The sequence below is a fragment of the Agriterribacter humi genome (assembly GCF_009192765.1).
Lineage (GTDB): Bacteria > Bacteroidota > Bacteroidia > Chitinophagales > Chitinophagaceae > Agriterribacter > Agriterribacter humi.
Window position 1 is genome coordinate 204,619 of record NZ_VOHQ01000008.1, and the last position, 12,479, is coordinate 217,097.

The window sequence follows — 12,479 nt, forward strand, 5'->3', positions numbered from 1 at the left end:
ATGGATTATGCAGCTATTCAGCGCTAATAAAAGGCATCGGTCTATTGCTCTACGTAGCTGATTGATTTTATACTAACCGGCACAGAAACAGCCGCCGGAGTATATTTTGAAGAATCCACATTATAGCAGATCGTAACCCTTTGACCGGCGGCTAATATAATGTCTTCATTCATGGAAGATGGCTGTAATATTTTATTGTGCTCAGTTATTATGCCCAAATAGCTTCCCAACGAATCTGTAATAAGTTCTATTTTGCCTGAAGCCTGGTTATTGCAAACAAAGTCATCTTTTTCTTTCGAAAAAATGAATAAAAGAAGAGAAGTAATGCCAAGGAACATTACGTATAAAAATTTTATCATAGGATAATTTTAATATTATTTTTAAAATGGTCCTGTTCCGATAACGAAAAAAGTGCAACTATAGTATATAATGGTATACACTAAGGCTGAAAGGCATTAAACGATACCGGTTTATTTGAAAACAAAGCTTATTTAGACCGTATGGCTACTACGGGATCCATACGGGCCGCAATAGTGGCAGGGATTATTCCGGCCAGCACACCAATGGCAATACAAATACTTACGGCAAGTGCCAGTATATTATAAGAAATATAAACATTAAAATTAAGCGGGCCGCTTAAAAGTTGGGCCATTAAAAATACCAGTATCAGACCAATAGCGCCACCAATGAAACAGATAAACGCCGATTCGAGCAGGAATTCTGATAAAATAGTTCTGCTTTTGGCGCCAACGGCTTTTTTTAAGCCTATTATCGGTGTTCTTTCTCTTACCGTTACAAACATAATATTGGCAATTCCAAAAGCACCCACTACAAGGCTTAATAGCCCTATCAACCATCCGCCCAGCTTTACGCTGGAAAAAAGGTTGGTAACTGCATCGCTGAAATCGCTTACTGCATTTAATGAAAAATCATCTTCCGTTCCTGGACTTAAACGGTGAACTGCCCTTAGTGTTCCCCGAAGCTCATCTTTAAAAGCTTCAGTAGTTACATTGGGTTTGCCCTGTACCATAATGGTAGGGTTCGAGTACCGCTCTTCAAATATGGTTCTGAAGAACCGGTAAGATAAAATTACACAGTCATCAAAATTCCACCCGCTTACCAATAAGCTTTTCCCTTGTTTTTTTATTACCCCTACAACATTTATTTTTTTGTTTTTTATAGTTATGGTTTTACCCAGCGCTCTTTCTGCTGAGCCAAAAAGTTTAGCAGCATTTTCATAACCCATTACACTGTTTGCCGATCCTCTTTCCATATCCGATAAGGTCAGATAACGTCCATATTCAATTTCAAACGGCTGGATGGAATTGAATTCTTCTGTTACTCCGTACAAAGCAACATTCTGGATCATATCTTTTTCATGTATTACATTTTGCCCCTGAACCTGGAGGGTAAAAGCCATATTGTCTATAGCATTGGTTTTAGCGCTAATGAAACGCATTTCATCGTATTTGGGGGAAGGCCGTTTTACATATTTCCACCAGGGGTATTCGCCATCCCCACCTCCGGAATAATCCCATTTATCAATATAAATGGTATTAGAACCTAAACTGTTGATTCCCTCCTTGATATTTTTTTCAAGGCTGTCAACGGTGGTTAGCACACCTATTATGCAAAATATACCAATGGTTACTCCAAATAATGAGAGGAACGTACGTAATTTATTATTTCTTAATTCCTGCCAGGCTAACCGAAAACTGGCAGCTAATATCTGGAGCGTTTTAAGCATATATCAAAAGTAATGACATTACCCTTAATTATGCTTTTTTCTTCCTTGCCGTTTTCTTCGGCGGGTTGGCCTTAAGTTCCTCTATCGTTTTAAGGGCTTCTTCTATTGTAAGATCCGCAACTCTTTCCTGCTGTTCTTTGCTGAGCTTATAATTGCGTAATCCCTGCTTCAGGTAAGGTCCGTAAGGTCCGCGCAAAACCTGTATTTTTTCTTTTTCAAAAACTTTAACCGTCCTTTCCTCTTTGGCTTTTCTTTTTTCAACAATAATAGGCGTGGCTTCTTCCAGTGTTATGCTGTAGGGGTCGAATTCTTTGTTAAGGGAATAAAACTTTTTATCGTGAGCTATATATGGTCCGAACTTTCCAATACTTACCGTTACATCGGTATCTTCAAATTTACCTATGTTCCGTGGCAGCTTGAACAGATCCATAGCTTCCTCCAGCGATATGGTTTCAATGCTTTGGGTAGCTTTCAATTTGGCAAACCTGGGCTTTTCTTCACCCTCTGCGGCTGCACTGCCTATTTGCACCATTGGTCCGTAGCGCCCCATGCGGGCTATTACAGGTTTTCCGCTTTGGGTGTCAACGCCTAATTCCCTTTCTCCACTAATGCGTTCGGCAGTTTCAATAGTATTGTCTACATCTTTTTTAAAAGGGGCATAAAAATCGCCCAGCATTTTGTTCCACTTTATTTTTCCCTGCGCTACTTCATCAAATTCTTCTTCAATCCTGGCGGTAAAGCCATAATCCATAATGTCATCAAAATACTGTTTCAAAAAATCTGTTACAACAAGCCCAAGGTCGGTTGGAAAGAGTTTGGATTTTTCTGCACCCGTTGTTTCGTGTTCAGTAAGTTTTGTTATTTTATCCGCTTTCAGCAGCATTATGCGGTAATCTCTTTTAACGCCTTCTTTATCTCTTTTCTCAACGTACCCGCGTTTTAAAATAGTAGAAATGGTGGGTGCATAGGTAGAAGGACGTCCAATGCCCAGCTCTTCTAATTTTTTTACGAGTGACGCTTCGGTAAAGCGTGGAGCGGCTCTTGAAAACCGCTCAACAGCTTTCATTTCCCTAAATTCTACCTGTTGATTTACTTCAAGGGGTGGCAGCATGCCTTCTGTAGCTTCATCTTCGTTCATATCCTCTTCATCCCTGTCTTCGCGGTACACTTTTAAAAATCCTTCAAATTTCAGCACTTCTCCCTGTGCAGTAAGGTCCTCTTTATTGGTTGAGATACTGATCTTTGCTATGGTTTTTTCCAGTTCAGCATCTGCCATCTGGCTGGCCATTGTGCGTTTCCATACCAGTTCATACAGCTTACGGCAATCTGCATCGTCAACAGCAAGTGTTTCCATTGCGGTAGGGCGAATAGCTTCATGCGCTTCCTGTGCCGATTCGTTTTTATTTTTAAATTTCCGCACCTGCACATATTGCTTGCCGTACTGCGACTTGATTTTAGCGGAAATATCATTTACCGCTGTTTCACTCAGGCTTACACTGTCGGTACGCATATAAGTAATATGCCCGTTTTCATACAGTTTCTGCGCCAGCAGCATCGTTCGGCTTACCGAATAGCCCAATTTGCGGGAAGCCTCCTGCTGCAGGGTAGAGGTGGTAAAAGGAGCGGCAGGAGATTTTTTTGCTGGTTTTATCTGTATATCCCTTACGGTATATTTTGCACCAATGCAGGTTTGTAAAAAACTTACGGCATCATCCGCCACGGAATAACGGCTGCCTTCGGCTTTAAAAGTTACCGGCTTGTTGCTGATGTCTTTTGCAGCAAATAATGCTTCTATTTTAAAAGTGCTAATGCTTTTGAATGCATTGATCTCTCTTTCCCGCTCGGCTATTAAACGCACCGCTACACTTTGCACCCGCCCGGCGCTGAGGTTATTGCGCATACTCATTTTGCGCCAGAGCACCGGCGACAACTCAAATCCTACAATTCTGTCTAATATCCGGCGGGCCTGCTGGGCATTTACTAAGTTCATATCCAGTGTGCGTGGCGATCGAACAGCAGCCTGGATAGCAGGTTTGGTTATTTCATGAAAAACAATCCGTTTGGTTGTTGCGGGGTCCAATCCCAGCACTTCACATAAATGCCAGCTTATGGCTTCTCCTTCGCGGTCCTCATCCGTTGCCAGCCACACTTCACCGCTTTTCTTTGCCAGGCTCTTCAGTTCTTTTACTACCTTCTCTTTTTCTTCCGGGATAATGTAACGGGGTTCAAAGTGATTATTAACATCAATGCCCATATCGTTCTTCTCCAGGTCGCGGATATGTCCATAGCAGCTTTTAACCTCAAAATCTTCGCCGAGGATCTTTTCAATGGTTTTTGCCTTTGCCGGTGATTCTACTATCAATAAATTCTTTGCCATGGTATTGCTTAAACTCGATGATTAATTGATGCAATATTAAAGTAAACCATTAAAAAACAAAAAAAACCATCATTTATAAAAAGTGAAGAATGTGGTTTACGGTATGCTTGTCGCGGTATATTTTACGGTGACCCAAGCCATTGGAAATGATAAATTTAATATGTGGATGGTTGTCATTTTTAACTTTTTCAACATCCCGCAAAGGGGTTATATCATCCTGTTCATCGTGCATCCATAATACATTAGCGCTTATGTTTTGCACGGCCCTTCGTATAGAAAAATATTCAGGTGGTATGCCACTTTTATCCCTGACTAATTTGTCAAATGCCTGTCTTACTTTTCCATCCAGTTGAAGTAAATGGAAGAATCCGTCTATAGCAGTTGTGGTTTCCGTGGCAGGAGCAATCAAAACGATCCTGGTTTTTTCGTTATGCGGAACGGTTTCAAGCAGATGTGCAATGGCCAATCCACCAAAGGAATGTGCAATATAGGCATCAAATGGCCCGTATTCGCTTACAATATGCTGAAGTGCCTGCACATATATGGGTAAAGTAATTTCTTTCCCGTCACTTTTGCCATGTGCCGGAGCATCAAAAGCAATAATCTCATACCCCTTGTCTGTTAAAGGAAGAACAAATCCATCAAAGTTTCGTGCGGAAGACTCAAAGCCGTGGACTATCAATATTTTTTTTGGCGAAGGATGGTTCCATCTGTAGCCATGAATGGACAGGTTGTTCATGCTAAACGAAACCAACTCCGCTTTTTTAATGATGGCAGATGGATTTTGCTGCTTTCCCCGTTGCGGGGTGCAAAATAATGTAAAAGCTTTTTTGGCTGCTTTTTGAGGTGAGATAAGAGCGATCAGTTGTAACCTGGCCCTGAGATATGTCAATGCAATTTTATGTGACAGTTTCATTTGTGCGTGAATATCAATGACAAACAACAAAAATAAAGGAGTTTAGCGCTAATTTGCAATAATGAAAATTGTTATAATAGGCACCGGAAATGTAGCAACAGCATTAGGACGAAAGATCGTGCAGTGCGGACACCATATTGTACAAGTTGCTGGTCGAAACGCAGCACATGCCCAAACCCTGGGGGTATTGTTGCATACACCGTACATTGATAATTTTTATGAGATTGCCGATGGTGCTGATATATATATAATAGCGGTTTCCGATACTGTCCTTACAGGTATAGAAAATTGGTTACCGGTAAAAATTAAAGGTATAGCAGTGCATACGGCAGGTTCCGTCAGTAAGATGGTATTGAAAAACGTTGCCGGCAGTTATGGTGTATTATACCCTTTACAAAGCTTGCGGAGCGACAGGCAGGCTGTTCCGGAAATGCCTTTATTAATAGATGCGGACTCACCAGGCACATTGCGAAGTATTCAAACCTTTGCAGCATCACTTTCCGGCAAAGTACAATTTGCGGATGATGCCTTAAGAGTGAAGCTGCACCTGAGTGCGGTTATCGCTAATAATTTTACCAATTACCTGTATACGCTTACCCAGGATTTTTGTGCAAAGGAATCGCTTGATTTTTCACTCTTATTGCCGCTGCTGCATGAAACGGTTGACAGGTTGGAGCAATATCCTGCCAAATTGATGCAAACCGGCCCGGCGATACGGAACGACAAGGATACCATAGCAAAACATTTATACCTATTAAAAGCGTACCCGGCGCTCTCCAGATTATATGCTGAGCTGTCAGGCAGTATTTCGGACTATTATGCTGAGCCAAAGGCGGGTTGAATTCAAATTCTAAATTAGGATCTCGCAGATCAGCCGCAAAGCATTATGGTGCTTTAACTTTTTTGTGTTGAGCAAATAGCAGTTGGGACTATAAACTCTGATAAAGCAAAAAGTAAAAAGAACGTTTATCTTCACGCCATGAAACTGGCTGGCGCATTTTTAAGACTTATCAGGTATCCCAATCTTATATTTATTGGTATTACACAGTTTCTTTTTTATTTCTGCATTCTTTTTCCTGCCATACATCCGGAAGTGTTTTTTGCAGACGAATTCAGCCTGTTGCTTTTCCTTGTTGCTTCTTCTGTTAGCATTGCCGCGGGGGGATATGTGATAAATGATTATTTTGATCTGAATATTGACCAGGTAAATAAACCCGAACGTATTGTGGTAGAAAAACATATTCACCGCAGATGGGCCATTATCTGGCATTGGGTATTTTCTACTGCCGGCGTGGTAATGGGGTTTTATATTTCTTTTATAACCCGCAACTGGCTTATTGGTTTTTCCAATGTAATATGTGTATTGTTGTTGTGGGTATACTCCACCACTTTCAAAAAAAAACTGCTGTCCGGCAATATCATTATTTCTTTGCTTACCGCATGGGTAGTGCTCGTGGTTTTCTTTTTCGTTGATTATTTTCCTGCAAGTATTATTCCCGGCCGGCAAATGCCGGCTGCCATTGATGAACAGGTACACCGGCGGATTATGCGGCTGGCCTTTTTATACGCGGGTTTTGCTTTTGTTATTTCACTTATACGCGAGGTAATAAAAGATATGGAAGATATGGAAGGTGATGCCCGTTATGGATGTAAAACCATGCCTGTGGTATGGGGTATACCCGTGGCGAAAGCATTTACAGGCGCATGGCTGATGGTACTTACAGGTTCATTATTGGCCATACAATTTTATGCCATGTACCTGGGCTGGTGGTGGAGTATTTTATATTGTACACTGCTGATCATTGTTCCACTGCTATGGATTGCAAGGAAACTATATGTGGCATCGGTTGCCGGAGATTACCATTACCTGAGCGGTGCGGTAAAGTTTGTCATGCTTGCCGGTATCCTGTCTATGATCTTCTTTAAAGTATATCAATCATGAAAAAAATAGTGCTTGCTTCGCAATCGCCAAGACGGAAACAATTGCTGGAATGGGCGGAAGTTGATTTTGATATCATTGCTGAGGCAACAGATGAAAGTTTTCCTGATCACCTGACACCCAAAGAAGCTGCCATTCATATAGCCCGGCAAAAAGCGCTTGCGGTACAGGCAGGCCAGGTGTATAAAAGATATGAGCAGCATATTCCTGTACTGGCGGCGGATACAATAGTGGTATGCGAAGGAAGAATCATCGGCAAGCCGGCAGACCAGGAAGATGCCATCCGGGTCCTGCATATGTTGTCGGGCAAAAAACACGAGGTAATTACAGGAGTAGTCATAGTAAATGGTAAAGAACAAAAAACATTTGCGGATATTACAGAAGTATGGTTTCATACATTAACCCGGGAACAAATTATTTTTTACGTGGAAAAATACAAGCCCTACGATAAAGCCGGTGCGTATGCCATACAGGAATGGATAGGCGTTGTGGGTATAGAACGCATTAACGGTGATTTTTATAATGTAATGGGTTTGCCGGTGAGCAGGGTAGTGAGGGAGTTGGAAGATTTGAGATGAGTTGCAGGTTACAGGTTTCAGGGAAGGATTTGAAATTTGAGATAGGTATCAGGTTTCCGTCAGCTATCAGGTGAGTAACTGCTAACATCGGGATGAATACAGCTTCTTTCACCTCTCACCTTTCTCTTCTCTTCGGATTTCGGATTTATGACTTCCGATTTGCTTGTCATGTTAAGGAGCGAACCATCTGTATATAATTTGGTTCTTGCTATTTGGTTCTTGATGCTTTTATATTGAATTTCGTCCCGCAGGTGCGGGATCCGGCTTCGGATTTGATTTGAGATTTATTTGTGATTTGTTTTTTGGTTCTTTATATTTCTTTGTATCTTACCATCATACACCATCACTACATAACCTATGACAGAGCGCCTGCTTCAATTTATCTGGCAGATGCAGTATTTTAATAAAACTGATCTGCATACCACTGCCAATGAATCATTACAGATCATTCATCCCGGACATCTTAATACCAACCAGGGGCCTGATTTCCAGGAGGCGGGTATCAGGATCAATACAACTACCTGGGCGGGCAATATCGAATTACATGTAAAAGCTTCCGACTGGAAACTGCATCGCCACGATGAGGATAAAAATTACAAAAATATTATCCTGCACGTGGTATGGGAAAATGACTTTACCGTACAGGATGAATGGGGTAATGATACACCCGCGTTGGTTTTGCAGAACAGGGTTTCTAAAATCCTGTTACAGCGATATGAAGAATTGATGTATGCCCAAACCATCATTCCCTGCAGCGGCAGTATAAGCATGGTACCTGAATTGATCTGGAGCAGTTGGAAAGCCAGATTGGTGGCAGAGCGGTTGCAGCGCAAAACGCAAACAGTTGAACATTATTTAAAAGAAACCAACGGACACTGGGAAGAAGTGTTTTGGTGGATGCTGGCAAGAAATTTTGGCGCAACCGTTAACAGTGATGCTTTTGAAGCCATCGCCCGGTCGTTGTCTGTTGGTATTTTGACAAAGCATAAAAATCAGATACATCAGTTAGAATCTTTTTTATTGGGGCAGGCAGGTTTATTAGATGCCGGTTTTGAAGAAGAGTATCCCCGGATGCTGCAAAAGGAATACCTGTTTTACAGGAAGAAATACAATTTCCTTCCTGTACATCAGCCTGTTCATTTTTTGCGGATGCGGCCGGGCAATTTTCCCTGCATCCGGCTGGCCCAACTGGCAAAGCTTATTCAGCGGTCATCCCGTCTTTTTTCTAAAGTCAAATCGGCTTCAGTGCTTGCACAGTTAAAAACATTATTAACCGTAACAGCCAATGATTACTGGCATTATCACTACCGCTTTGATGAAACCTCATCTTTTAAAGAAAAAGTACTGGGCAGGCAAATGATAGAGAATATTATTATTAATACCATTGTTCCGGTGGTATTTGCTTATGGTTATGTAAAGCAGGAACAATCTTATAAAAATAAAGCCCTGCAATGGCTCGAAGAAACCACCGCAGAGCAAAACAACATTACCCGCCAATGGACTGCATTAGGATTGACAAATGCATCGGCGCACGATTCGCAGGCTTACATTGAATTAACCAAAGCATATTGCTGCAATAAAAGCTGCCTGAACTGTGCTGCAGGGGCTGCTATTTTAAAGCGATCTGTGTGAATGGTGGTGAATAGTGAAAGGTGAGAAGTGAGAGTTCGTTTCACGTCTCACCTTTACCATTTCACGATTGCACTGTTTCTTTTTTCCAGTTAAAGACCACATTTATTTTTATATCCGGATGAATGCTGTGGAATACAGGACAGGTAAGCGCCGCTTTCTCCAGTATCGTTTGCTCCTTATCTGTTGCCTCAAAGCCGGCGGGGAAATGAAATGTTAAATTTAAGCCCCCTATTCTCCTTGGATTACTGGCCATTATTTTTTCAACCTCCACTTTTACGCCTTTGAGATTAACTTCCATGTCTCTTGCTTTAATGCCCATAATAGTAAGCATGCAGCTTGCCAGCGCGGTGGCAACAAGATCGGACGGAGAAAAACGTTCACCTTTCCCCTGGTTGTCCGGAGGAGCATCTGTTTCAATAACGGTACCTGATTTTAAATGGGTGCAAACGGTACGAAGATTTTCTTCGTAAACTACAGTTGAAGTCATTGTATTATTTTTGTTTAAATTTACGTTTAAAGAACAATAAAATATTCCAGGTGAAAAAAATCATTGCAGCAATTATATGTATTTGTATAACCCTTGGAGCTTTTAGCCAGCAAAGAACGGCTGAACAAAGGAAAGAGGATAAGCGGAGAGCAAAGAGAGAAAAAATAAATGAACTGATGCGCCTGGAAGAAGAAGGAGTACCTTCTTTTCATAAACAGAATGCTTTTGGCATAAAAGTAAATACAGACGGGTGGGGCATATCCTATGAACTGGGTCGTGCCAATTCCGTAACACGCGCCACCATATTCCAGGTAGAGTTTAACGAAAAAAAACACCGTAAAGAGCAAAAAGCCAATCGTCAAACGGATGCCGGTGGTTTTATATTTTTCGGTAATCCTTTTGTATATGGGAAGAGAAATATTTTCTACCAGTTAAAGCTTGCCGCCGGGCAACAAATACTGATTGGTGGTAAAAATAACAAAAACGGTGTTTCGGTATACGGTATTGGCGCAGGCGGATTGTCACTAGGTTTTTTGCGACCCTATTATGTGGAAGTACAGGACCAGGCAAATGAAACCCGGTATGTTAAATACGATTCCCCAGACAGTTCCTTATTCCTGAGCACCGCCAACATCATTGGCGGATCGGGTTTAAGTAAGGGGTGGAATGAAATGAAATTTGCCCCCGGCTTACATGCTAAAACAGCCCTGCGTTTTGATTACAATCGCTTTAACACTATTGTATCTGCAATAGAAGGTGGAATAAATGTGGAATATTATTTTAAAGATATTGAGCAAATGGCATATAACCCTTCCAGGAAATTCTTCGTTAACGCCTATGTATCCTTCTTATTTGGCAAACGGAAGTAAGTCGGTTATTTTTGCATTTTGGAAAACGTTTACAATTTAAATTATGAGTGGAGCTTGTGTTACTAACCAGGAACCAGCGCAACGCACTAAAAAACCAGATTGGTTAAGGGTGAAGTTGCCCATTGGTGAAAGCTATAAAAATGTAAGGAATTTAGTAGATACCCATAAACTGCATACTATTTGTGAAAGCGGTAATTGTCCAAATATGGGCGAATGCTGGGGCGCAGGCACTGCTACTTTTATGATACTGGGTAATATTTGTACAAGAAGTTGTGGCTTTTGCGCTGTGGCAACGGGCCGCCCTGAAGCCGTAGATTGGGATGAACCTCAGCGGGTAGCCGAAGCTATATACCTGATGAAAGTAAAACATGCCGTAATTACTTCGGTAGACAGGGATGAGCTGAAGGATGGGGGAAGCATTATCTGGTACAATACCATCAAGGCTGTGAAAGCCTTGAATTCGGGTACTACACTGGAAACCCTGATTCCTGATTTTAAAGGACAAAAAGAAAACATTCAGCGTATTATTGAAGCCGCACCCGAAGTGGTTTCACACAATGTTGAAACGGTTGAACGAATGACAAAGCAGGTGCGCATACAGGCCAAGTACTGGAGAAGTATGGAAGTGCTTAAGCATCTCAAAGAAAATGGTATGCGAACCAAATCGGGCATCATGCTGGGTTTGGGTGAAACGAAAGAAGAAGTATTACAAACCATGGGCGATCTTCGTTCAAATGGTGTTGATGTAATTACACTGGGACAATACCTCCAGCCCAGCAACAGGCATCTGCCGGTTCTTCGTTTTGTGCATCCCGATGAGTTTGCCGAATATACGGAAGCAGGTTATGATATGGGTTTCGACTATGTTGAAAGTGGCCCGTTAGTACGCTCTTCCTATCACAGTGAAAGGCATGTATTTGAAGGAACCGGGAAAAAAGAATGGCTGAAGAAAAAAGAAAAAATGGTTAGTTAGCTGATGAATTCCCTTCCTTCGTCAGGGTAACAAAGACCTCTCTTCGGTTTATGACCTGATAGATCAAGTTCATGCCCGATTGTTGATTATTATTATTCAATCATTACTGACTGCCGACTACTCACTTCACTACCCCTCGTGCCGCTGTTCACGGTAACTGCTGCAACGGGTTTCAACCTGATCAATTTAAGTTTGTTCAACCCACGCATAATAAAATAAGTAAGATCGAATTCAAACCACTTTTTTGCAAAATTGGCGCTGTCTTTTGCATAGTGATGATTGTTTTGGAATAATTCACCCATCAGTAATATTCCCCAGGGAGAGGAATTTTTAGAATGATCGCCATTATCGAAATTGCTGTAGCCGTACTTATGCCCGCACCAGTTAACAATAGCGCCCTGAATAGGCCCCATAAGAAAATGTATGGGCAGTAATAAGAACCACCACCAACTGGGGGCGAAGAAAAAATATACTGCAAAATAGGCAACACCAAACGCGGTCCGGGTAATCATGCTGGTACCGAACCGGTCGAGTTTGTCCCACACGGGAAGGTATTCTTTAGTGAATTGTTTGTCAGGAACATTTTTACCCGTAATAAAAGCACTGTAAATTGCTGCCGTATGCATCATCATCTGCCATATATCTTTAAAAAAATGAGGCGAATGAGGATCTTCTTCCGTGTCGCTGAAGGTATGATGCATTCTGTGCATTACACCATAAGCCCTGGGAACAAGGTAAGAAGACCCCTGGGCAAACCAGGTTAAAAAATAAATCAGCTTTTCTCCGAATTTTGATGTGGTATACATCTGGTGAGAGGCATAGCGGTGCAAAAAGAAAGAATGAAAAAACAACGATAAAAACCAATGTGCGAAAAAGAACACTAAAATAACGATCATTATTATCAATTAAAACCCAAACCGCAAAGATAAGATTTATACATAATCCAGGCAAGGTTATCTAT

The 12,479-nt window shown here is 41.5% G+C and carries 12 protein-coding genes; 6 read left to right on the forward strand and 6 right to left on the reverse strand.

Annotation, left to right across the window (positions count from 1 at the left end; all coding sequences use genetic code 11):
- Positions 1–41 precede the first annotated feature (41 nt).
- The 4 genes from FRX45_RS14950 to FRX45_RS14965 all read right to left on the reverse strand — a co-directional run bounded on the left by FRX45_RS14950 (position 42) and on the right by FRX45_RS14965 (position 5,040).
- A complete protein-coding gene (locus FRX45_RS14950) occupies positions 42–359 on the reverse strand; it encodes a hypothetical protein (protein WP_152269247.1) in 318 nt (105 codons plus the stop codon).
- Between the two features lie 128 nt (positions 360–487).
- The gene (locus tag FRX45_RS14955; RefSeq protein ID WP_152269248.1) at positions 488–1,747 is read right to left on the reverse strand and encodes an ABC transporter permease; all 1,260 of its coding nucleotides are present in this window, start codon (positions 1,745–1,747) and stop codon (positions 488–490) included.
- Between the two features lie 28 nt (positions 1,748–1,775).
- A complete protein-coding gene (topA, locus tag FRX45_RS14960) occupies positions 1,776–4,124 on the reverse strand; it encodes a type I DNA topoisomerase (protein WP_152269249.1) in 2,349 nt (782 codons plus the stop codon).
- A gap of 73 nt (positions 4,125–4,197) precedes the next feature.
- A complete protein-coding gene (locus tag FRX45_RS14965) occupies positions 4,198–5,040 on the reverse strand; it encodes an alpha/beta hydrolase (RefSeq protein ID WP_152269250.1) in 843 nt (280 codons plus the stop codon).
- 61 nt (positions 5,041–5,101) lie between these two features.
- Here FRX45_RS14965 and FRX45_RS14970 point away from each other — a divergent pair, with 61 nt between their 5' ends.
- The 4 genes from FRX45_RS14970 (at position 5,102) to FRX45_RS14985 (ending at position 9,189) form a co-directional block, all read left to right on the forward strand.
- Positions 5,102–5,881 (forward strand): Rossmann-like and DUF2520 domain-containing protein, encoded by a 780-nt coding sequence (locus tag FRX45_RS14970; RefSeq protein WP_152269251.1) that lies wholly within the window; start codon positions 5,102–5,104, stop codon positions 5,879–5,881.
- A gap of 138 nt (positions 5,882–6,019) precedes the next feature.
- Positions 6,020–6,982, forward strand: coding sequence for a geranylgeranylglycerol-phosphate geranylgeranyltransferase (locus tag FRX45_RS14975; protein WP_152269252.1), 963 nt, complete (start codon positions 6,020–6,022; stop codon positions 6,980–6,982).
- Entirely contained in the window at positions 6,979–7,557 is a 579-nt protein-coding gene (locus FRX45_RS14980; protein WP_193311714.1) for a Maf family protein, read from the forward strand. The genes FRX45_RS14975 and FRX45_RS14980 overlap by 4 nt, the downstream gene beginning before the upstream one ends.
- A 357-nt stretch (positions 7,558–7,914) precedes the next feature.
- Positions 7,915–9,189, forward strand: a complete 1,275-nt coding sequence (locus FRX45_RS14985; protein WP_152269254.1) for a DUF2851 family protein — start codon at positions 7,915–7,917, stop codon at positions 9,187–9,189.
- Positions 9,190–9,250: 61 nt separating this feature from the next.
- Here the strand turns inward: FRX45_RS14985 and FRX45_RS14990 are convergent, their stop codons facing one another.
- Entirely contained in the window at positions 9,251–9,676 is a 426-nt protein-coding gene (locus FRX45_RS14990; RefSeq protein WP_152269255.1) for an OsmC family protein, read from the reverse strand.
- 50 nt (positions 9,677–9,726) lie between these two features.
- Here FRX45_RS14990 and FRX45_RS14995 point away from each other — a divergent pair, with 50 nt between their 5' ends.
- Both FRX45_RS14995 and lipA read left to right on the forward strand, forming a co-directional pair.
- Positions 9,727–10,545: a hypothetical protein gene (locus FRX45_RS14995; protein WP_152269256.1), complete on the forward strand. Its 819-nt coding sequence runs from the start codon at positions 9,727–9,729 to the stop codon at positions 10,543–10,545.
- Positions 10,546–10,588: 43 nt separating this feature from the next.
- Positions 10,589–11,518, forward strand: a complete 930-nt coding sequence (gene lipA, locus FRX45_RS15000; RefSeq protein ID WP_152269257.1) for a lipoyl synthase — start codon at positions 10,589–10,591, stop codon at positions 11,516–11,518.
- A 92-nt stretch (positions 11,519–11,610) separates the two neighbouring features.
- Here lipA and FRX45_RS15005 read toward each other — a convergent pair whose 3' ends face one another.
- On the reverse strand, positions 11,611–12,414 hold the full coding sequence (locus FRX45_RS15005; RefSeq protein ID WP_152269258.1) for a fatty acid desaturase: 804 nt from the start codon (positions 12,412–12,414) through the stop codon (positions 11,611–11,613).
- Positions 12,415–12,479: the final 65 nt, after the last annotated feature.

Coding starts and splice junctions, on each gene's coding strand:
- FRX45_RS14950 (WP_152269247.1), bottom strand. CDS start 359: ATGATAAAATTTTTATACGTAATGTTCCTTGGCATTACTTCTCTTCTT.
- FRX45_RS14970 (WP_152269251.1), top strand. CDS start 5,102: ATGAAAATTGTTATAATAGGCACCGGAAATGTAGCAACAGCATTAGGA.
- FRX45_RS14980 (WP_193311714.1), top strand. CDS start 6,979: ATGAAAAAAATAGTGCTTGCTTCGCAATCGCCAAGACGGAAACAATTG.
- FRX45_RS14955 (WP_152269248.1), bottom strand. CDS start 1,747: ATGCTTAAAACGCTCCAGATATTAGCTGCCAGTTTTCGGTTAGCCTGG.
- FRX45_RS14975 (WP_152269252.1), top strand. CDS start 6,020: ATGAAACTGGCTGGCGCATTTTTAAGACTTATCAGGTATCCCAATCTT.
- FRX45_RS14965 (WP_152269250.1), bottom strand. CDS start 5,040: ATGAAACTGTCACATAAAATTGCATTGACATATCTCAGGGCCAGGTTA.
- lipA (WP_152269257.1), top strand. CDS start 10,589: ATGAGTGGAGCTTGTGTTACTAACCAGGAACCAGCGCAACGCACTAAA.
- FRX45_RS15005 (WP_152269258.1), bottom strand. CDS start 12,414: ATGATCGTTATTTTAGTGTTCTTTTTCGCACATTGGTTTTTATCGTTG.
- topA (WP_152269249.1), bottom strand. CDS start 4,124: ATGGCAAAGAATTTATTGATAGTAGAATCACCGGCAAAGGCAAAAACC.
- FRX45_RS14985 (WP_152269254.1), top strand. CDS start 7,915: ATGACAGAGCGCCTGCTTCAATTTATCTGGCAGATGCAGTATTTTAAT.
- FRX45_RS14990 (WP_152269255.1), bottom strand. CDS start 9,676: ATGACTTCAACTGTAGTTTACGAAGAAAATCTTCGTACCGTTTGCACC.